This window comes from Streptacidiphilus carbonis (genome assembly GCF_000787775.1).
GTDB lineage: Bacteria > Actinomycetota > Actinomycetes > Streptomycetales > Streptomycetaceae > Streptacidiphilus > Streptacidiphilus carbonis.
The window spans coordinates 111552-133104 of sequence record NZ_BBPM01000005.1 but is presented as its reverse complement, the minus strand read 5'-3'; the positions used below and the strand labels follow the sequence as shown (position 1 = coordinate 133104).

The window sequence follows — 21553 nt, the reverse complement described above, 5'->3', positions numbered from 1 at the left end:
GATCCCGCCCGCCCCCGGGCTCCGGCTCAGCCCATACCGACGACGTCGGCGACCTGGTCCGCCATCCTGCTCTCACCCAGGGCGTTCGGGTGGACGGGCACGTAGTTCGTCCCGAAGAGCAGCGGTTCGATCCAGCGGGTGCCGATCGGCCGGCAGGCGTCGTGTCCGTCGGAGACGGCCGACATGTCGACGTACGTGGCGCCGGTGGCTTGCGCCGCGCGCTGTACGGCGGCGTTGAGGTGGCCTTCCAGCTCGCGCAGGTAGGGGATGTCGCCGGCGGCGATGGGCAGTTTGGCGAAGCAGCCCGGGACGGCGGTGGCCGGCACGATCCAGGGGTAGCCGAGGATGGCCACGCGCGCGTTCGGGGCCTTGGCTCTCACCGCGGTCAGGGCGGCGACCAGTGCCGGATAGGTGGTGGAGTCGATCGAGTTGTCGAAGCCGGCCCCGTAGAGCGTCGCGCACGGGTGGCCGAAGCCGAGGGTCAGCGCACCGGCTGAGCCGCAGGCGAGGATGGCGTCGATGAAGGTGTTGTTGTCGTTGCCGCCGATGGTCATCGTGACCAGGTCCGTGCTGGTGCTGAGCGCGTTGAGCTGCGGCGCGACACCGGGGTACTGCGAGCCGGCGAAGTCGCCGGTCTGCGCACCGCCGCAGGTCACATCGGTGAGGTCGGCCCCGATCCGGGCGGCGAGGTCGTGCGGGTAGTCCGCCGTCGATCTGGCGCACTCCAGCGGTGCGCTGAGGTCCAGCGGGAGCACGCCCGAGCCGGCGCTGTAACTGTCGCCCATGGCAACGTAGTTGATGGAGCTGCTCGTCGACGCCTGCGCCGGCGCGGCGAGGGCGAGTCCGCCGGTCATCGCGGCGGCGACGGCGAGGACGGCGAGTCGCCCGCGGCGGGATCGGGTACGGATCGGCATGCGGGTCTCCTTGAGCGTGGGGGTGGGTCCGTGCATGCGGTGCGGGCAGCGCTGCGCTGCGGCCGAACGGCGCCGGTGGGGTGGCGCGGGGCACGGGGATGCCCGGGATCCGGCACGTGTCGTGGGGGTTGCGGCTAAGTTACCGATCGGGAAGTTACCGACCAGTCAGAACCTTGGCAAGGCTTCTGACATGACTGGTGCAGCGGGCGGTCTCGGCGGGGGAGTAGAAGTCGCGGCTCCGCTGGGTGAGAGGGTGGACCAAGGAAGTCGCACCCCATTGGAAGGCAGGACCCGGACATGACGGCCGTGCACGGCAGCACCGTGGAAATCCCGACCCAGGACGGCATGGCGGACGCCTACTTCGCCCACCCCGAGGGCGACGCGCGCCACCCCGCCGTGCTGCTCTACCAGGACGCGTTCGGCCCGCGCCCGGCGCTCAACGCGATGGCCGACCGGCTGGCCGCGGAGGGCTACGCCGTCCTGGTGCCCAACGTCTTCCACCGCGCGGGCCCCGCCCCGGTGGTGCCGCTCCCCGCGTACATCGACCACGACAACCGAGGTGCCCTGTTCGCCCAGCTGATGCCGCTGATGCAGGGCCTGACACCGGATCTGGTGGTCGCCGACGCGCACGCCTACCTCGGCTGGCTCGCGGACTCCCCGCAGGTAGCGGACGGCCCGGTCGGGGTGTCCGGCTACTGCATGGGCGCGCGGCTCGCCCTGCACACCGCCGGCGCCTACCCCGACCGGGTGGCCGCTGTCGGCGGTTTCCACGGCGGCCGGCTGGCCACGGACCAGCCCGACAGCCCCCACCTGGCCGCCGCCACGATGACGGCGGAGGCGTACTTCGGCCATGCCGACCAGGACCAGTCGATGCCGCCCGAGCAGCAGGAGCGCCTGGAGAAGGCGCTCACCGACGCCGGTGTCACCCATCGCTGCGAGGTGTACCAGGGTGCGGGCCACGGCTACACCCAGTCCGACACCTCGGACTTCGACGAGGAGGCGACGGAGCGTCACTGGGCCGCCCTGCTCGACCTGTTCGACCGAACGCTGCGCGGCTGACCGCGGATTGCGCCGAATGCGGGCCCGCCGCGGCCTCCCCCAGCAGCTCGCGGCGCACCGTCAGCTGCCCGTCGGGGCCGCGGCTGATCCGGGTGGGACGTACGACCGCGCCGGGCTTCGCCGCCTCAGGGACGCGGGCGTCGGCGCTGCAGCAGGACCGGGAGCATCGAGACCGCCACGACCGCGGCGACCAGGGGCAGCAGGTAGTCCTCGGCCCCGGGCACCGCGGCCCCCAGCCAGAAGCCCAGCAGCACCATGCTCTGGGTCCAGGCCAGACCGCCGACGACCTGCCACACGGTGAAGGTGCGCACCGGGACCCCCAGCATTCCCGCGGCAGGTCCCAGCACGCTGCGCACCATGGGTACGAAGCGGCCGATGACGATGGCCTTGCGTCGGCCGTAGCGGGTCAGCAGGTCCTCGCTGCGCTCCAGCACGGACTTCAGCCGGCGGTTGTCGACCCGTTCCAGGGCCGGTCTGCCGCCGTGCCGGCCCAGGTAGTAGCTGAACTGGGTGCCGAGGATCGACCCCGCCGCCGCGCCCAGCAGGACCTGCCAGAGCGTCAGGTGCGGTCCAGCGCCCGACGCGGTGGCGCAGAGCACCCCGGCCGGGAAGAGCAGGGTGTCCCCGGGCACGAAGAAGCCGATGACCAGCAGCCCGGCCTCGGCGAAGGTCACCACCAGGACGGCCAGCGCCCCGAAGGACGCCAGCAGCGACGACCCGCTGGTGGGATCCACCGCGAGCTGGGCCGCGCTCACGGCGGGGTTCCGGTCACCCGCCAACGTTAACAACTGTGTGGATCAGTGCGCAGCTCCAGCACCCGGCCGCGGGGCGGGAAGAGGGAGTCGAGCAGGGTACGGAAGGCCTGTGCGTCGCCGCCTATCCGGTAGGCGGCGAAGGGGACGCCCACTGCCTCGGCGAGGTCGGCGCAGGGGCCGAAGCTGCGTCGGTTGCTGTGCAGCACCAGGAAGCGGTAGCCCTTGTCGTCCAGCAGCACCAGCCGGCCGGCCGGTCCGGTGCGGGCCCCGGTGTGGAGCAGCCAGACCATCTCGGTGACCGGTCGCACCCGCCGGTCGACGCTGCCCTTGAGCGCGGGTCTGTCCTGGACCGGGATGGTGTGGGTGCGGCCGCGGGTGTCGGTCCAGGCGAGCCTGCGTCCGTCCCAGTGGAGTACCGGTGCGGCAGGGCGCGGGTCCCGGTTGCGGTTGCGGTTGCGGTTGCGTGGCGAGAACGCGTTGTCCGCCGTCCCGGCGGCGACCGACCGGGGTTCGTGCGAGGGCGGTCCGCCGTGGGACTGATAGGTCGCGCGGGTGCGCCCGAAAGCCCCCTGGTCCGGGAAGATCTCCGGCGGGGCGACGGCTCGGCGGGAGCTGCGTGCGGCGGCCCTGGCCGCGTCCTCGGCCAGCTTCGCCAGCCGCACGCTGCGGCGGAGCTCCAGCGGCCACAGCAGCCACACCAGCGGTTCGACCAGCCTGGTTGCTACGGCCAGCCAGAGCAGCAGCACGGCGGCGGTGGACCAGTCCCGGGCGACGGGCGGATCGCCCCGCCAGGTGAACCAGCGGTCGGCGGTGAGCGCCAGGCAGGCGCAGAGCAGCAGGACGGCGAAGGCCCGCCAGGCGACCTTCCGGTGCAGCAGCCGGAAGCGCAGCACGTCGGCGGTGCCCTCCTCGGGTGCGCGCCAGGCCCGCAGGGTCACGGCCAGGACGAAGAAGAAGAGGGAGGCGTCGTGCCACAGCTTGGCGAGGTGGCTGCTGTCGGGGCCCCCGGTGTCCTGGATGGCCAGGACCACCCCGGGGACTGCGACCAGTAGCTGCAGCGCCCACCATCGATAGCGGCGCACGGAGCGCAGGCGACGCCCCAGACTGGTGGTGGCCATGCTCCAGGCACTGCTCATGGCGTCCCCCCGTGGCGCGCCGCGTCCGGACCGGTCCGGACGGTTTCCGGGACCAGGCTATCGAAGGCCACGGCGGCCCCGGCGACACACTGCTGTCGTACTCGCTTAACAGCAGCGGTGGACGATGGAGTGCACGGGGACAGGCAACGACTCGGATCGAGGAAAGAACGCGCATGTCGCAGCCCTATGCGGAGGCCGAGGACCGGGCCGGGGCGGTTCCGGACCTGCCGGACGCGGCCTCCGAGGCACACCCCCACCCTCACATGCACCCCTTGGACAACCCGGCGCGGGCCGCGCTGCTGGGTCCGCACGCCCGCTTCGCCGAACGCCGCGGCGAGGTGCTGCGCTACCCGGCCGACGTCTCCCCGTTCACCGCGCTGCCCGAGGTGGTGGACGAGTCCACCTGGCAGGACGTGGCGGCACTGTTCGGCCCCGGCGCGGTGGTGGCGGTAGCCGGGATGCGGGGGACGCCGCCGCCCGACTGGGAGACCGTCATGAGCGGCGAGGGGGTGCAACTGGTGGACGACGGTGTGGCCGCCGCCGACGATCCCGAGGCGGTCAGGCTGGGCCCGGACGACGTGCCGGAGATGTTGGAGCTGGTGGCCCGCGCCCAGCCCGGCCCGTTCCTGCCGCGCACCATCGAACTCGGCAGCTATCTGGGCATCCGACGAGGCGGCAGGCTGGTGGCGATGGCGGGGGAGCGGCTGCACCCGCCGGGGTGGACGGAGATCAGCGCGGTCTGCACCGACGAGCGGTACCGCGGGCAGGGTCTGGCGACGCGGCTGGTGCTGGCCGTCGCGGCCGGGATCCGCGAGCGCGGAGAGACGCCCTTCATGCACGCGGCGGCGGGCAACACCGATGCGATCCGGCTGTACCGGTCGCTGGGCTTCCGGCTGCGGCGGCGCACGCAGTTCACCGGCGTCCGGGTTCCCGTCGCGGAGCCGGTCGCCTGAGCGCGGCCGGCGTCGCCCCCGTCCCGTCCCGCCCCTTGGCGCGGGGCAGGACGGGACGGAGGCGGCCGGGGACTGGCACGGCGTCAGGCCTTGGTCCACTTCTGGTTGCTGCCGCCGTTGCAGGTCCACAGCTCGACCCCGGTCCCGTTGGCGCCGGCGCCACCGCCGGTGACGTCCAGGCACAGCCCGGACTGCACGCCGGTGATGGTCCCGTTGCTGTTCTCGGTCCACTGCTGGTTGCTCTGGCCGTTGCAGTTGAACAGATCGACCTTGGTGCCCGCGGTGGTGCCCTGGTTGAAGGCGTCCAGGCACAGGCCCAGCGAGCGCAGCGTGCCGCCGGAGTAGGTCCACTCCTGGTTCGCTCCATGGTGGCAGTCCCAGATCTCCTGGAGGGTGCCGGGGGTGGTGTTGGCGTTGGGGTCGTCCAGGCAGCGGCCCGAGGCGGCGCTCACGTACTCGGTCGCGGCGCTGGTTCCGGCCGGGGTCCGCAGCAGTTGGACGGCTCCGGGTGCGAGGGTGACGCTGTAGGTCCCGCTGATGGCGCCGATCGACGAGCCGGTCCACAGGTCGGTGGCATTGGGCGAGCCGGTGATGCCGGCCGCGGCCAGGTTGACGCTGACGGTCTGGCTGCTGCTGCCCGAGTAGTTGAACAGGCCGAGGATCACGCTGCCGTCGGCCTCGGTCTTGCTGAACACCTGCTGGTTGCCGTTGCTGACGATGCGTGAGGCGTCGATGGCGTCCTGGTCCACGGCGAGCACGGCCTTGTTCTTCAGGTAGCCCAGGTCGGTCGAGTCCAGGTTGGTCAGGTCGGTGCCCAGGATCAGCGGGGAGGCCGCCATGGCCCAGAGGCTGAGCTGCGACTGGCGCTCCGCCGCGGTCAACCCGTCGTTGGAGCCGTTGCCGACCTCGATCGAGTCGTAGTCGTTGAACGCCCCGGGTCCCCCGTAGGGCTGCCAGGCGGCGACCTGTGCGTAGCGCTGCTGGATGTTGCCCCAGTCGGTGAGCGGATAGCTGCTGCCGTTCGAGCCGCAGTAGCACTCGACGTCACCACCGGTGCGCCAGCCGTTGGAGTACTGCGCCCAGGTGCCGGCGCTGCCGATGGCCAGGTTGTTGGACAGTTCCAGGTGGATCGGCCGGCCGCTCTGCTGCAGCGCGGTCGACCAGGCCTGGACGTCGCCGACGTCGCCGGTGCCGACCCCGTCGATCTTGACGTAGTCAACGCCCCAGGAGGCGAACTCGTTGGCCCAGGAGTTGATGAAGGCCTGCGCGCCGGGCTTGCTGTAGTCGATCCCGACCATTCCGCCGCAGTTGTAGTTGGCCTCCGAGCTGCTGGTGGCGATGTCGTCGGCGTGGTAACCGGTGCCCTGGATCGCGGTGTTCCGGGCGACGGCCTGCTTGGAGATCCCGGGGGTGACGTAGATGCCGAACTTCAGGCCGTCGGCGTGCACATGGGACGCCACCACGGCGATCCCGTCGGTGGACCCGGAGGACGGGAACGTGGAGGTGTTGGTCGCCCAGCGGCCGTACTGGTCCACCGCCGGCCCCTGGCTGCCGGGGCACTGGTACCAGAAGTCGTCGATGTTGACGTACTGGTAGCCGACCGCGGCCAGGCCGCTGTTCTTCATCGCGTCGGCCTGGGCGTCTATCACCGCGGCGGTGGGGGAGTGCCGCACATAGCTCCAACTGCTCCAGCCCAGCGCCGGGGTCAGGCCGACCCCGTTGGATTCGGCGTGGGCCCGGGGCGCGGGCAGCACGGCCATGGCGAGGGCCGCCGCGACCGCGGCCAGTACAGCGAGGATCTTTCGGACTCTTCGGTCGGTGCTGAGCGGGGTCCCTGTGCGCATGTTGTCTCCGTTCGCGGTGCACCTGGGTGGGGGACGTGCCGATCGGAGCCTGCGGACAGAGCGGGGGCTGGAACCGCACCTGTCGCCCTGTCATGTTCGAGGCGACTGGAACTCAACCTCAGAGCCAACACAAAGTCAATATATGTTGCAGAGTGAGCGAAGCATCTCTCTGAATTGTTTGATTATGATCTCGCTTTGAGTCGGTCGCGACGGTTACAGGACTTACGATCGGCCCATGACCGATGTCTCCCCGCTGGTGGGCCTGCTCGGCCTGGAGCCCCATGTCGAGGGCGGCTGGTTCCGCGAGACCTGGCAGACCTCCGGCACGGTCGTGCCGGACGGGTACCCGGGTCCGCGGGCCTTCGCCACGGGCATCTACTTCCTGCTCCACCCAGGTGAGGCCTCCCGCTGGCACCGGGTGCGCTCGGACGAGATGTGGCTGTGGCACCGCGGCGGCCCGCTGCTGCTGCGCCTGGGCGGCACCGGCGACACGCCGGATGCCGCCACCGCGACCGAGGACGTCCTCGGCCCCGCGGTGGAGTACGGCGAACGGCCCCAACTCCTGGTGCCCGCCGGGACCTGGCAGGCCGCCGAACCCGCCGCCGACCAGCCCGTCCTGGTCAGCTGCGTCGTCGCCCCCGGCTTCGACTACGCCGACTTCGCCCTGGCGGACCCCGACGCCGACGCGTGAGACGCGGCGCGGGCCGCGCCGGTGCCGCCGGGTCAGGAGCCCTGGCTGAAGGCGGCGTCGAAGGAGGCGGCCGGAGGCTCGATCCGGGTGAGCTCGCGGACCAGGGCGAGCGCGGCGGGGGCGCCGACCAGGCGGTCCATGCCCGCGTCCTCCCATTCGACGGAGACCGGTCCTTCGTAGCCGATGGAGTTGAGCATCCGGAAGCACGCCTCCCACGGGACGTCGCCGTGGCCGGTGGAGACGAAGTCCCAGCCGCGCCGCGGGTCGCCCCAGGGCAGGTGCGAGCCCAGGCGGCCGTTGCGGCCGTTGAACCGCTTGACGGACTCCTTGCAGTCGACGTGGTAGATGCGCTCGCGGAAGTCGTACAGGAAGCCGACCGGGTCGAGGTCCTGCCAGACGAAGTGGCTCGGGTCGAAGTTGAGGCCGAAGGCGGGCCGGTGGCCGATCGCGTCCAGCGCGCGCTGGGTGGTCCAGTAGTCGTAGGCGATCTCGCTGGGGTGGACCTCGTGCGCGTACCGGATGCCGACCTCGTCGAAGACGTCGAGGATGGGGTTCCAGCGCTCGGCGAAGTCGGTGAAGCCGCGCTCGATCATCTCCGGCGGCACCGGGGGGAACATGGCGACGGTGTGCCAGATGGACGAGCCGGTGAAGCCGACCACGGTGTCGACGCCGAACCTGGCGGCGGCGCGCGCGGTGTCCTTGATCTCCTCGGCGGCCCGCTGCCGTACGCCCTCGGGCTCGCCGTCGCCCCAGACGCGGTCGGGCAGGATGCCGCGGTGGCGCTCGTCGATCGGGTGGTCGCAGACGGCCTGGCTGGTCAGATGGCAGGAGACGGTCCAGACCCGCAGACCGTACCGGTCCAGGGTGGCGCGCAGGGCGGGCAGGTAGGAGTCGTCGGCCAGGGCCCGGGGGACGTCGAAGTGGTCGCCCCAGCAGGCGAGTTCCAGGCCGTCGTAGCCCCAGTCGGAGGCCAGGCGGCAGACTTCCTCAAGCGGGAGGTCGGCCCACTGGCCGGTGAAGAGGGTGACGGGTCGGGGCATGGTCGGTGTGCCTTTCCGTTGCGGGGCGGGTGGGGGCTGGGGGGCTGGCGCCGGTTCACCTGCCGTCGTGGACGGCCGTCCAGACGCTGTCGGCCGCGGCGCTGTCGGTGACGGCGGCGAGCACCCGCTGGACCTGGAGCCCGTCGGCGAACGAGGGCGCGGGGTCGGTGCCCGCCGCCACGGCTTCGACGAAGTCCTTCACCTGGTGGGTGAAGCTGTGCTCGTAGCCGATGAGGTGGCCCGGCGGCCACCAGGCGGACATGTAGGGGTGGTTCGGTTCGGTGACCAGGATCCGGCGGAAGCCCGCGGTCCGCGGGTCCTCGGCCCGGTCGTGGAAGGAGAGCTCGTTGAGGGACTCGCAGTCGAAGGCGAGGCTGCCGTGTGAGCCGCTGACCTCGATCCGCATCGCGTTCTTGTGCCCGGTGGCGAAGCGGGTGGCTTCGAAGACGCCGACCGCGCCGCCGTCGAAGCGCGCGGTGAACAGCGCGGCGTCGTCCACGGTGACCGCGCCGCGTCCGGTACCGCCCGAGGCGGACAGGCCGGTGGACGCCTCCGGCAGCGGCCGCTCCGGCACGAAGGTCTGCAGCAGCCCGCTGACGCCGACGATGTGCTGACCGGTCAGGTACTGGGCCAGGTCGATGCTGTGCGCGCCCAGGTCGCCGAGGGCGCCGGATCCGGCCCGGTCCGCCTGCAGCCGCCAGACCAGGGGGAAGTCCGGGTCGACGATCCAGTCCTGCAGGTACTGGGCGCGCACCTGGTGGACGGTGCCCAGTCGGCCGTCCGCGATCAACTGCCGGGCGAGCGCCAGGGCCGGGACGCGCCGGTAGTTGAAGCCCACCATGGAGCGCCGGCCGCGGCGGGAGGCCTCCTCGGCGGCCGCGGTCATCGTCCGGGCCTGTTCGGTGGTGTTGGCCAGCGGCTTCTCGCACAGCACATGCTTGCCCGCGGCCAGTGCCGCGAGGGCGATCTCGGCATGGCTGTCGCCCGGGGTGCAGATGTCCACGACGTCGATGTCGTCGCGGGCGACCAACCGCTTCCAGTCCGTCTCCCAGTCCGACCAGCCCTGGGTGTCGGCGGCCGCCCGCACCGCCCGCTCCGAGCGGCCGCAGAGCACCGCGAGTTCGGGTCGCAGTGGCAGGTCGAAGAACCGGGCCGCGTTGCGCCACGCCTGGGAGTGCGCGGCGCCCATGAAGGCGTAGCCGACCATGCCGACGCGCAGGGACTGCCGCTGAGGGGTCGTCATGAGCTGGTCTCCTCCTGGCGGGCGGCGCCCTGCCGCCAGCCGTGGATGGTGGTGAATCCGAGCAGCCGGGTGGCCGGACCGGTGGCGTAAGGGGTGCCGAAACCGTCGGGGGCGTGGTCGAGGGGGGCCGAGGGGTGGTAGCGGGCGAGCAGTTCGCGGGTGGGCCGGGTGGCGGTGGTGTCGGGTGCCACCAGGTTGATCAGGTGGTGTCCGGTCAGCGGCCGGGTCAGCGCCGCGGCGATGCCGCGCGCGGCGTCGCGGGTGTCCAGCCAGGACCACAGCGCGCCCCGGTCCCGGCCGGGGTCCGCCTGTACGTGGCGCAGGTGTGCGCGCAGCCGGTCCCCGCTGCCCAGGAAGGGGAAGCGCAGGCTGACCACGGTGCTGCCCCAGCGCCTGGAGACGGTTTCCGCGATCAGCTCGCCGAGGCGCTTGGAGAGGCCGTAGACGTCCTCGGCGAGACAGGGGTGAGCCTCCGTCACGGGGATCTCGGTGGGGGAGCGGTCCTGGACCGACCAGGCCATGCCCAGGGCGGACAGGCTGGAGACGTAGACGATCCTCGGCACTCCGGCCCGCCCGGCCGCGCCCAGGACCTGGTAGGCGGCCATGACGTTGTTGGAGAACACCTCCTGCTCGGTGCCGGCCCCGGGGGAGGGCAGCGCGGCGGCGTGCACCACCGCGTCCATGCCGGAGACGACGGTGCGAGCATGTCCGGGGTCGAGCAGTTCGCCGCAGGCCGTCTCGGCGGCTGCGGCGGGGCCGGGGGCGGCTTCCTGGGGCGGGGTTCGGTCGTGGGCGCGGACGCTCCAGCCGAGCGCGGTCAGGTGCGCGACCACCTCGCTGCCGAGGGTTCCGCCGGCTCCGGTGACCAGGACTCTCACGTCTGTGTTCCTTTCCGGGGCCCGGGCGTCCGGGCCCGGTCAGCCCTTGAGCGCTCCGGCCAGGCCTCCAGACCATAAGTACGCCGGATTTGACATGTCAATAGGTTCCGCAGTGCGTGCGATGTCCAACCGGACGGCTGTCAACCGGCGAGTTGACCTGTTAACTTGGCGACGTTGGAGCCGGCTCCGATCGAGCCGGCGGGAGGTCGAGGAGGTCGATCGTGGATGGCGGCGGAAGAGGGTAGTTCCCGCGTCCCCCTGTACCAGCAGGTCAAACGCGAGCTCCTGCAGGCGATCGGGTCGGGCGATTACTCGCCCGGGGCACCCTTCGTGACCCAGCGTCAGATCTGCGAGCGCTTCGGGGTCAGCCACGCCACGGCCGTGCGCGCACTCAACGATCTGGCCGCCGAAGGCTATGTGGTGCGCCGCCGCGGCAGTGGCACCTTCGTCGCCGAGCGGCCGCTGCGCCGACCGCTGCAGGCCGGGGGGTCCATCTCCTGCGTGCTCCAGTTCCAGGGCCCGCACGTGTCCCAGTTGCTCGCCGGCATCGAGGCGACCTGTGCCGAGCTGGGCTACCGGCTCTACCTCACCCACTGCGAGGGCGACCCCCGGCGCGAGGAGAGGGCCCTGCTCGACGCCCTCGACCACCGGGCCGACGGCGTCATCGTCTACCCCGCCCAGGACGGCGCCCCGGAATCGGCCTACACCGGGCTGCTCGGCCGCGGGGTCCCGCTGGTGCTGGTGGACCGCTACCGGCCCGACCTCGCCACCGACGCAGTCGTCGCCGACAACGTCGGCGCCGGACGACGGCTCACCGAGGCACTGATCGCCGCGGGGCACCGCACCATGGCCACGCTGTGGGACGAGACCACCGTCACCAGCGTCCGCGACCGCCTCGCCGGGCACATCGACGCATTGCGCAGCCACGGCATCACCGTCCGGCCCGACCTGACGGTGCTTCGCCCCTTCGGCGCCCTCGCGACCGAGCGGCGGCAGGCCCTGCTGGCCGACCTGCTGCGCGGCCCCCGGCCGCCCACTGTCCTGATCTGCGCCAACGGCTACGTACTGGCGGAGGCAGCCCAGGCGCTGCTGGCGCTGGGCTTCCGGATCCCCGGCGACGTCGACCTGGCCGGAATGGACGACGCCGGTCCCTTCGACGTGCTCCCGCTGACCGCCGCGGCCGTCTCGCTTCCCTCCCGGGAGATGGGCCGGCGGGCCATGCACCTGCTGCACCGGCGCATCAGTGACGACGGGCCAGACACCGGCACCGAACTGATGGTCGTCCCGGTCACCGTCCGGACCCGCCAGGCCGCCCGGGCCCACCTGCGGATCTTCGGTGCCGCCGACACGCCGTCCGGTACCTCGCCCGCGCTGCCGACAGCGCCCTGACGCCGTAGCACCCTTCTGGAACGACACCCCACCACACCGGAGGATCTGTCATGTCCATGGAACGCGCCGAACGCCACGCCGACCAGCTGCTGGACGCCACCGGCGGCCTCCCGCAGGCCCAGCCGCCCTGGCCGGCGCGCGACGCCCTGCGGGTCACCGGGGTGCGCGTTGTCGTCACCGCCCCCGAAGGCACCCCGCTGGTCGTGGTCCGCGTCGACACCAGCGACCCCGGCCTGTACGGGCTCGGCTGCGCCACCTTCACCCAGCGCTACGCCGCCGTCGTGGCCGCGGTCGAGGAGCACGTCGGACCGCTGGTCGTCGGGCGCCATCCGGCGGACATCGAGGACATCACCCGGATGATCCACTACTCCTCGTACTGGCGCGGCGGCCCCGTGCTCAACAACGCGCTGTCCGGCGTCGACCAGGCGCTGTGGGACATAGCCGGCAAACGTGCCGGCATGCCCGTGCACGAGCTGCTCGGCGGACGCAGCCGAGCCGCGGTGGAGGTCTACTCGCACGCGGCCGGAGCCACCGTGGCGGAGACCCTGGACCGGGCCGAGGCGCTGCTCGCCGAAGGCTACCGCCACGTCCGGCTGCAGGTGGGCGGTCCCGGCCTGGGCACCTACGGCGCCCCCGGCAGCCCGAACGGCTACCCCCGCTCGCCGCACCCGGACGGCTGGGACGTGAACCACTACCTGGCCGCCACCCCGGCCCTGTTCGCCGCCGCCAGGGAGCGCCTGGGCGACCGGGTCAGTCTGATGCACGACGTCCACAGCAGACTGACGCCCAAACAGGCGGTGGTGCTCGCCAGGGCGCTGGAGCCGTACCGGCTGTCCTTCCTGGAGGACGTGGTGCCGCCGGAGCACTACGACCGGCTGCCCGAGGTGCGCGAGGCCTCGCCGGTGCCGATCGCCGTCGGCGAGCAGCTCGGCTCGGCGGCCGAGGCGGTGCGACTGGTACGCGACGGGGGAGTGGACCTGCTACGGCTGCACACCTCCTCGGTGGGCGGGCTGACCCCCACCCGCAAACTGGTCGCGCTGGCCGAACTCCTGGGCGTGCGAACGGCGTTCCACTCACCCGGTGACATCTCGCCGGTCGGCGTGGCGGCCAACCTGGCGGTCGACGTCAGCACCCCGGCCTTCGGCTACCAGGAGTCGCACACCTACAACGAGGCCACCCACGAGGTCTTCCCCGGCACCCCGGTCGTCCGCGACGGCTACCTGACTCCGTCGGAGCTGCCGGGATGGGGCGTGGAACTGGACGAGAAGGCGGCCCTGCGCCACCCGCCGGTCAAGTTCCTGCACGAGCGCTGGTCCACCCGGGTCCGCCGCCCCGACGGCGGCCTGGAGGCCCCGTAACAGCTATTCCCGCGGCGGAGGATTTTCGGGGGCGGCGTCAAATCGTCCACGGACGTTGCCGGGCCGACGCATCCCCGGGTGGAGCCGGATTAACTTACACCCGCAGTCGGACGGGACGCTTCCGGTCAGGAAAGTGGTGCCGTCTTCCCAGGTCAGAAACCGGGTCCGGAAACATCCGTCGGTCATATTGCGTCGATAACGCGACGGGTTGTAGACACACCTCCCGAGAAGAGATCCGCGGACGACGTCGGAGGAGTCAACCTTGAAGGTGCTCAAACGCCCGATGCCACGACTATTGGCCACCGCGTGTGCGGTGAGCCTCGTCCTGGCCCTTCCGGCCGTCGCCCAGGCGAGTCCTGGGTCCGGCGCACAGACCGCCCGGGCGGCGGGCACGACGCAGTCCCCTGCGGGGGTGCCGGTCTACCTGAACACCCACTACTCCTTCGCCGAGCGGGCGGCGGACCTGGTGTCGCGGATGACGCTGCCGGAGAAGGTGGCGCAGCTGCAGACGAACAGCGCCCCGGCGATACCGCGCCTCGGGGTGCAGGAGTACACGTACTGGAGCGAGGGCCAGCACGGCGTCAACACGCTGGGGGCGGACACCGATCGCGGGGGCGTCCCCGGCGGGGTGCACGCGACGAGCTTCCCGGTGAACTTCGCCTCGACGATGACCTGGGATCCGCAGCTGACGTACCAGGAGACGACGGCGGTCTCCGACGAGGCCCGCGGCTTCCTCGACAAGTCGTTGTGGGGGACCGGGCAGAACAACCTCGGCCCTTCGGCGTCCGACTACGGGTCGCTGACCTTCTGGGCGCCGAACGTCAACATGGACCGGGACCCGCTGTGGGGCCGGACCAACGAGTCCTTCGGTGAGGACCCGTACCTGACCTCCACCATGGCGGGCGCGTTCGTCGACGGCTACCAGGGCGAGACGATCACCGGGAAGCAGCAGACCCCGTACCTGAAGGTCGCCGCCACCGCCAAGCACTACGCGCTGAACAACATCGAGGACTCCCGGCACACCGGCAGCTCCGACACCACCGACGCCAACATCCGGGACTACTACACCAAGCAGTTCGCCGACCTGGTGCAGAACGCGCACGTCTCCGGGATCATGACCTCCTACAACGCGGTCAACGGAACGCCGTCGCCCGCGGACACCTACACCGCCGACGAACTGCTGCAGGCGACCTACGGGTTCGCCGGGTACACCACCTCGGACTGCGGGGCGATCGGCGACGTCTACCAGTCCTCCTCGCACGACTGGGCACCGCCGGGCTGGACGTCCAACGGCACGACGTGGACCGAGACGGCCACCGGCAAGCAGATCTCCGCCGCGGCGGGCGGACAGGCCTACTCGATCCGCGCCGGGACCCAGCTCAACTGCTCCGGTGGCGAGTTGACCACGCAGAACATCAACGCCGCGCTCGCCCTGGGCATGCTGTCCACCGGCGTCCTCGACGCCTCGCTGACCAAGCTGTTCACGGTGCGGATGGAGACCGGCGAGTTCGACCCGGCGCCCAAGGTCGGCTACACCTCGATCACCAAGTCGCAGATCGAGAGCCCCGCCCACCAGGCACTGGCGGAGAAGGTCGCCGCCAACGACATCACCCTGCTCCAGAACGACAACGTGGTCGGCACCTCGTCGAAGCTGCTGCCGGCGGACCCGGCCAAGCTGTCCAGCGTGGTCGTGGTCGGGGACCTGGCGGGCAAGGTGACCCTCGGCGGATACTCCGGGGAACCGACGACGCAGGTCAGCGCCGTCCAGGGGATCACCTCCGCGGTCAAGGCGGCCAACCCGGCGGCGACCGTGACCTTCGACGCCTGCGGCACCTCCACCACGGCCACCGCGGCGGCTTCGTGTTCGGCCGCGACGCAGGCGGCGATCAAGGGCGCCTCACTGGTGGTCGTGTTCGCCGGCTCCGACCAGCAGGTGGCCGACGAATCGCACGACCGGACCACCCTGGCCATGCCGGGCAACTACGAGTCGCTGATCGACCAGGTCGCCGCACTGGGGAATCCGCGCACCGCGATGGTGATGCAGGCGGACGGCCCGTACCGGATCCAGCAGTCCCAGAAGGACTTCCCGTCGATCGTGTTCAGCGGCTACAACGGGCAGAGCCAGGGCACGGCGCTCGCGCAGGTGCTGTTCGGGCAGCAGAACCCCGCCGGGCACCTGGACTTCACCTGGTACGCCGATGACGCCCAGCTCGCGGCGATGACGAACTACGGCCTCACCCCGTCCCAGACCGACGGACTCGGCCGCACCTACATGTACTTCACCGGCACGCCGACCTATCCGTTCGGCTACGGCCTGTCCTACTCCGCCTTCACGTACTCCCACACCCAGGTCGGCCCGGCGAGCACGTCCGCGGACGGGACGGTAAGGGTCGGCTTCGACGTCACCAACTCCGGGGCGGTTGCCGGGACCACGGTCGCGCAGCTGTACGTGGCGCCCCCGGGAGCGGGGAGCGGCGACACCGCTCGCGAGCAGCTCGCCGGCTTCCAGAAGACCGAACTGCTGCAACCGGGGCAGACCCAGCACATCACGCTGTCGGTCAAGGTCTCCAGCCTCAGCAGCTGGGACGAGGGCAGTCTGAAGCAGGTCGTCGCCGACGGCGCCTACCAGTTCCGGGTCGCCTCCGACGCCTCCAGGACGGTCGGATCCGGCAGTGTCACCGTTCACGGCGCGATCACGCCCCAGGTGCAGTCGGTCACCGTCCAGCCCGACCAGGTGGACCTGACGGCCGGTCAGACCCTGGACCTCTCCGCCACCAACCCGTGGATCGCCCCGGACACGGACTCCTCGCGGGAGCAGAACCACGCGAGCGCCGACCACATCGTGGAGGCGGTCAACAACGACCAGTCCTTCGCCGACCTGTCCCACGCCCACGTCAGCTACTCCAGCAGCGACCCGCGGGTCGCAACCGTCAGCGGCAGCGGCACGGTCACCGCGCAGGCGCCCGGTGCGGCGACGATCCGGGTGACCGTGAACGGGGTGAGCGGCAGCACGCCGATCGTGGTGCAGGACGCCTTCGGCCTGCATGCGCCGACCGTGGTGAAGCCGGCGACCACCTTCACCGCCACCGAGACCTTTACCAACACCGGGAGCAAGCCCGTGCGCGACCTGCGGTTCGGCCTGTCCGCGCCGAGCGGCTGGACGGTGACCGCGACCTCACCGGTGTCACTGGCGAGCGTAGCTCCGGGGCAGCGGGCGACCGCGAGCTGGGGCGTGACCGTTCCCAGCAGCGCGGCGCCGGGCACCCGGACCGAACTCGACGCGACGACGGCCTTCACCGGCGCGGCCGGTCCCTACAGCGAAGGCGCGGTCGACCCGGTCACCGTGACCTCGGGCGCCACACCGGAACAGGCCACGCCGGTGATCACCGGCACCGGTCCCGCCGCCGGAGAGCTGAAGGTCGTCCTGGACAACCCGTCGGACACCCCCACCGCGGTCACGGGGATCAATTGGAAGCTCGGCAGCCTGTCGGGCACCCAGTCGGTCAGCGCGACCATCGCGGCGGGCTCGTCCGCCACCGTGACGGTGCCCGTCAGCGGCATCAGCTTCGCCACCGGCTATCCCCTGACGGTGACCAGCGTCGTCTCCGGCAACCTGCCCTCGGAGGCCCTCTCCGGGCACGTCACCTTCCTGCCGGTGACCCACCGGAGCCTGGGCAGTTCATGGACGCTCGCCCAGGTCCAGGACGGCCCGGCGGTGGACATGGCCACCACGGCGGACGGGACCTGGGGGTCGCTGGTCGGCTCGCTGCCCTACGGCGGTCCGTCCTACCTGTCCGGGAAGATGTGGTTCGACTGGGACGCCGACAACCTGTACATCACCGCGGACATGACCGAGCAGTCCTTCTCCCAGTCCTTCACCGGCGCCGACATCTGGCAGGGCGACAGCCTGCAGGTGGCGGCCACCCCCGGGGTGCCCGGTTCGTCGGCCGCGGTGAGCAGCGACTCGGTCGACGGGCACTACGAGTACGGCGCCGCGCTCACGCCGGCCGGTTCACAGCTCTACCGGTGGACCAGCCCCTCCGAGGGAGCCGGACAGGTCACCGATGCGACCGTCCACGTCACCAGGGACGAGGCCGCCCACACCACCCTGTACGAGGTGGCGCTGCCCTGGAGCGACCTCACCTCGGTGCCGGCCGTGGCGAACTCCGTGTTCTCGCTGTCGACGATGTTCAACAACGTGGACACCGGGGTGCGCAACGGCTATCTGGAGTGGGGCGGCGGCATCGGCGACAACAAGAACGTGGCCGAGTTCAACATGGCCCAGCTGATGCCCGCGACCGGATCGTGACGAGAGGCCCGGCCCCGGCGCCGCCCTGAGCCGGGGGGCGAGCTGCGGTCCGTCCACGCCCGTCCCGCCAGTGGAGGGCGCCGCCCGTCGTTGCCGCGCGCGCCGCCCCGGCGCGCCGAAGGAGGATCGAATGTCCCCAGCGCGATCACCGCGCCGTCCACGCGCCCGCGTGCTGACGGCTCTGCTGCTCTCTCTGTTCCTACCCGCACTCGGGCTGCTGTTCCCCGCCGCGGCCGCCACCGCCGCCACCGCCACGACGGCGTGGCAGAACGGGAGTTTCTCACTCGACACCGCCAATGTGGTGCGCCGCTCGGACATCGTGCTGGGCAAGGCCAACACCAGCCCGTCCCAGTTCGTACCGCTGGGCAACGGCACCCTGGGAGCGGCGGTGTGGGCGGCAGGCGGCTTCACCGCCCAGCTGAACCGGTCCGACACCTTCCCCGACCGCAAGTCCCCCGGCCAAGTCGTCATCCCGGGACTGTCCAGGCTCACCGGCGCCGCGGACTTCGCCGGCTACCTCGACCCCTACGACGGAATGCTGCACGAATCCGGCGGAGGCATGACGCTGACCGCATACGTGCGCGCCGACACCGCGCAACTGGTGGTCGACGTCACCGGAGCGGACCCGAACAGCACCCAGACCGCGCAGGTCAAGCTGTGGAGCGGGCGCAGCCCGTCGGCCCAGGCCTCCGGTGCCACGGCCGCGCTGGCGGAGACCTGGGTGGACAACAGCGGCCAGGGCGCCTCCGGACAGACCTTCGGCTCGCTGGCCGGCGTCAGCGCCGGCGGCCGCAACGTCGCGGCTTCCAATCCCGACTCGCTGACCGCACAGGTCTCCTTCAACCCCAACACCGACGGCACCTTCCGGGTCGTGGTCGCAGCCCCCGCCTGGACCGGGGGCGACGCCCTGGCCACCGTCAACTCGGTGATCAACGGTGACACCGGCAAGGCGGGTTCCGCGCTGACGGCGGCTCACCTGGCGTGGTGGCACACCTACTGGAGCACCGCCGGACTGATCAAGATCTCGTCGTCGGACGGCTCCGGCGAGTACGTGGAGAACCTGCGCACCCTCTACCTCTACGACGCCGCCGCCGAACGCGGCGGAGCGGTGCCCGGATCCCAGGCCGGCGTCGCGGACCTGTTCAACTTCTCCCAGGACCACCAGGACTGGTTCCCGGCCGGCTACTGGTTCTGGAACCTGAGGATGCAGGTCCAGGCGAACCTGTCGGCCGGCGAGTCGAGCCTCAACGATCCGGTCCTGAACCTCTACGAGAGCAACGCCAACGCCATCGCGTCCTGGACCTCGTCCAAGGTCCCGGGCAAACAGGGCCTCTGCGTCCCCGAGACGATGCGGTTCAACGGCAACGGCTACTACACCGGCGGGGAGAGCAACGCGTCCTGCGACTCCACCATCGCGCCGAGCTACAACTCGCTCACGTTCACCAGCGGCGCCGAGATCGCCCTGTGGGTGTGGCAGGAGTACCTGGCCACCGACGACCGCACACTGCTCAGCAACGACTACCCGTTGATCAGCGGCTCCGCCCGGTTCCTGCTCTCCGCCGCGACCACCGGCTCGGACGGCCTGCTGCACACCCAGGCCAACGCCCATGAGACCCAGTGGAACGTGACCGACCCGACCACCGACATCGTCGCCATGCAGGCGCTCTTCCCGGTGGCGGTGAAGGCCGCACAGACCCTCGGCGTCGACTCCGACCTGGTGGCCCAGCTCGACGCGGCCATTCCCAAGATCCCGCAGGTGCCGCGCACCGACACCGCCACCCAGACCCAGCTGCTGACCGCGTCGGCCGACGCAGCCGGCAACGACATGATCGGCCTGTCGGCCCAGCCCACCGCGACCCGGCACAACAGCGAGAACCTGGGCCTGGAAGCGGTCTGGCCCTACAACCTGATCGGCGACAGCAGCACGCTCACCGCACTGGCCAAGCGGACCTACACCTCGCGCAGCTACGTCAACGGCAACGACTGGTCCAACGACCCGCTGGACGCCGCCCGCCTGGGCCTGGCGAGCGAGGTCAAGAACGACCTGCTGGCGGCTACCAAGTCCTACCAGGCCTACCCCTCCGGCCTGGCGAGCTTCACCGGCAGTGCGGCGTCGGAGCCCTACATCGAGCAGTCCGGGGTCCTGGCGGCCGCGGTCAGCGAGGCCTTCGTGCAGGACTACGACGGACTGCTGCGCATCGCCCCGGCCTGGCCCTCGGACTGGACCGGCGAAGGCACCGTGTACATCCAGCACAACACCAAGGTCGACCTGCAGGTCAGCAACGGCACGCCGAGCACGGTCGCCATCGTCTCCGGCTCCAACTCCCCGATCACCATGCGCAGTCCCTGGCCCGGGCAGGCCGTCACCGTGGTGGACGGCGCCGGCGGCGCGACGGTGCTGGCCTCGCAGAGCAACGCGACCTTCACCATCGCGGCCCAGACGGGCAAGTCCTACCTGGTCGAACCGACCGGGTCACCGACCACCTCACTGCCGTTCGCCGGTGTCGGCGGCAGCCCGGCCACGGCCGCCAAGCACCTGGGCAACGTCAGCATCGGACTGGACCGGGCCACCACCGGCACGCCGGTGATCAGCCTGCGGGCGCACGCCAACGGACTGATCGTCACCGCCGACAACGCCGGCGCCTCCCCGCTGATCGCCAAGAACACCGCCATCGGCACCTGGGAGCAGTTCGACGAGATCGACGAGGGCAACGGCAACATCGCGCTGCGCTCGCATGTGAACAACGAGTACGTGTGCGCCGACAACGCCGGAGCCTCCCCGCTGATCGCCAACCGTACGGCCGTCGGCTCATGGGAGACGTTCACGCTCATCCACAACGGCGACGGGAGCATCAGCCTGCGCTCCCTGGCCGACAACCAGATCGTCACCGCCGAGAGCGCCGGCGCCGCTCCGCTGATCGCCAACCGCACCGCCATCGGCCCCTGGGAGGAGTTCGACCTGATCACTGACTGACGGCAAGCGGTGGGTGGTGATGCCGCCGGCGGATCGGGCCCGTCGGCGGTATCACCACCCACCCGGCCGCGCGGCCGTTCCTCGTGGCGGCCGGGAATCCGACCAGGGATCCCCTAGGCTCCTCGGATGGCCAAGTATTTCGATGTGCACCCCGAGAACCCGCAGCCCCGCACCATCGGCAGTGTGGCGGATCTCGTCCGGTCCGGGGCACTCGTCGCGTACCCGACGGACTCGTGCTTCGCGCTGGGATGCCGGCTGGGCAACCGCGACGGCATCAGCCGGATCCGGACGATCCGCGAACTCGACGACCGTCACCACTTCACCCTGGTGTGCCGGGACTTCGCGCAACTGGGGCAGTTCGTGCACATCGACAACAAGGTGTTCCGCGCGATCAAGGCGGCCACGCCCGGCAGTTACACCTTCATCCTCCCGGCGACCTCCGAGGTGCCGAGGCAACTGCTGCACCCGAAGAAGCGGACCGTGGGGGTGCGGATCCCCGACCATGTGGTCGCCCAGGCCCTGCTCACCGAGCTCGGCGAGCCGCTGGTCTCCAGCACGCTGCTGCTGCCCGGCGAGGACGAGCCGATGACGCAGGGCTGGGAGATCAAGGAACGCCTCGACCATGTGCTGGACGCCGTGCTCGACTCGGGCGACTGCGGTACCGAGCCGACCACGGTCATCGACTTCTCGGACGGGGACGCGGAAATCGTACGGCGCGGGGCGGGCGACGCCACGCGGTTCGAGTGAGCCGGGCATAGGCCGACGAGGAGTGGCCGGTGCGCCCCCGGACACCAAATCCATTGACTGGGGTTAGTCAATGGCGGCGGGTCCGCCGTCCCGGGGGTCTGGACCCCAAGGGGCAGGGTGAAGGGCCGATTGAGCAGGAGTGGTCACTCAGGGTGGCCTGCCGATATCGCCGAGCCCTCGTGCAGGGGTGTCGCGAGCGCGGCGGAGCCTCTGTTCCCGAGTTCGTCCAACGTATTGACAAACCATCAGGGCCGTTCGTAGGT

15 protein-coding genes are annotated in these 21553 nt (G+C 71.2%); 8 read left to right on the top strand and 7 right to left on the bottom strand.

The genetic code is table 11. The features are described from left to right. Positions 1-26: 26 nt before the first annotated feature. The gene (locus TR46_RS05655) at positions 27-914 is read right to left on the bottom strand and encodes an SGNH/GDSL hydrolase family protein (RefSeq protein ID WP_042394511.1); all 888 of its coding nucleotides are present in this window, start codon (positions 912-914) and stop codon (positions 27-29) included. A 297-nt stretch (positions 915-1211) separates the two neighbouring features. On the opposite strand from TR46_RS05655, the gene TR46_RS05650 reads away from it, so the two are divergent. Then, a complete protein-coding gene (locus TR46_RS05650) occupies positions 1212-1973 on the top strand; it encodes a dienelactone hydrolase family protein (RefSeq protein WP_042394502.1) in 762 nt (253 codons plus the stop codon). Positions 1974-2098: 125 nt separating this feature from the next. On the opposite strand, the gene TR46_RS05645 is transcribed toward TR46_RS05650, so the two are convergent. Beyond that, positions 2099-2728: a DedA family protein gene (locus tag TR46_RS05645; protein WP_042394831.1), complete on the bottom strand. Its 630-nt coding sequence runs from the start codon at positions 2726-2728 to the stop codon at positions 2099-2101. Positions 2729-2754: 26 nt separating this feature from the next. After that, the gene (locus TR46_RS05640; protein WP_152626309.1) at positions 2755-3864 is read right to left on the bottom strand and encodes a hypothetical protein; all 1110 of its coding nucleotides are present in this window, start codon (positions 3862-3864) and stop codon (positions 2755-2757) included. Positions 3865-4037: 173 nt separating this feature from the next. Here TR46_RS05640 and TR46_RS05635 point away from each other — a divergent pair, with 173 nt between their 5' ends. Next, on the top strand, positions 4038-4817 hold the full coding sequence (locus TR46_RS05635; protein ID WP_042394494.1) for a GNAT family N-acetyltransferase: 780 nt from the start codon (positions 4038-4040) through the stop codon (positions 4815-4817). 83 nt (positions 4818-4900) lie between these two features. Here the strand turns inward: TR46_RS05635 and TR46_RS05630 are convergent, their stop codons facing one another. After that, positions 4901-6661: a glycoside hydrolase family 27 protein gene (locus tag TR46_RS05630; protein WP_063770532.1), complete on the bottom strand. Its 1761-nt coding sequence runs from the start codon at positions 6659-6661 to the stop codon at positions 4901-4903. 235 nt (positions 6662-6896) lie between these two features. Here TR46_RS05630 and TR46_RS05625 point away from each other — a divergent pair, with 235 nt between their 5' ends. Next, positions 6897-7352 (top strand): cupin domain-containing protein, encoded by a 456-nt coding sequence (locus TR46_RS05625; protein WP_042394491.1) that lies wholly within the window; start codon positions 6897-6899, stop codon positions 7350-7352. Between the two features lie 32 nt (positions 7353-7384). On the opposite strand, the gene TR46_RS05620 is transcribed toward TR46_RS05625, so the two are convergent. Genes TR46_RS05620 through TR46_RS05610 form a run of 3 tightly spaced genes read right to left on the bottom strand, consistent with a single transcriptional unit; the run spans position 7385 to position 10513 of the window. Then, the gene (locus tag TR46_RS05620) at positions 7385-8392 is read right to left on the bottom strand and encodes a sugar phosphate isomerase/epimerase family protein (RefSeq protein WP_042394487.1); all 1008 of its coding nucleotides are present in this window, start codon (positions 8390-8392) and stop codon (positions 7385-7387) included. A gap of 55 nt (positions 8393-8447) precedes the next feature. Continuing rightward, positions 8448-9635, bottom strand: a complete 1188-nt coding sequence (locus TR46_RS05615; protein ID WP_042394484.1) for a Gfo/Idh/MocA family protein — start codon at positions 9633-9635, stop codon at positions 8448-8450. Continuing rightward, entirely contained in the window at positions 9632-10513 is an 882-nt protein-coding gene (locus TR46_RS05610) for an NAD-dependent epimerase/dehydratase family protein (RefSeq protein ID WP_042394481.1), read from the bottom strand. The genes TR46_RS05615 and TR46_RS05610 overlap by 4 nt, the downstream gene beginning before the upstream one ends. Positions 10514-10738: 225 nt before the next feature. On the opposite strand from TR46_RS05610, the gene TR46_RS05605 reads away from it, so the two are divergent. From TR46_RS05605 to TR46_RS05585, 5 genes are all read left to right on the top strand, one after another. Continuing rightward, positions 10739-11902, top strand: a complete 1164-nt coding sequence (locus TR46_RS05605; protein ID WP_042394478.1) for a LacI family DNA-binding transcriptional regulator — start codon at positions 10739-10741, stop codon at positions 11900-11902. 50 nt (positions 11903-11952) lie between these two features. After that, positions 11953-13260, top strand: a complete 1308-nt coding sequence (locus tag TR46_RS05600) for an enolase C-terminal domain-like protein (protein ID WP_236655211.1) — start codon at positions 11953-11955, stop codon at positions 13258-13260. Between the two features lie 313 nt (positions 13261-13573). Next, positions 13574-17569: a glycoside hydrolase family 3 C-terminal domain-containing protein gene (locus TR46_RS05595; protein WP_201776369.1), complete on the top strand. Its 3996-nt coding sequence runs from the start codon at positions 13574-13576 to the stop codon at positions 17567-17569. Between the two features lie 130 nt (positions 17570-17699). Continuing rightward, positions 17700-20543: a fascin domain-containing protein gene (locus TR46_RS05590; RefSeq protein ID WP_174505095.1), complete on the top strand. Its 2844-nt coding sequence runs from the start codon at positions 17700-17702 to the stop codon at positions 20541-20543. Between the two features lie 126 nt (positions 20544-20669). Beyond that, positions 20670-21290 (top strand): L-threonylcarbamoyladenylate synthase, encoded by a 621-nt coding sequence (locus TR46_RS05585; RefSeq protein ID WP_042394475.1) that lies wholly within the window; start codon positions 20670-20672, stop codon positions 21288-21290. The last annotated feature ends 263 nt before the right edge of the window (positions 21291-21553 follow it).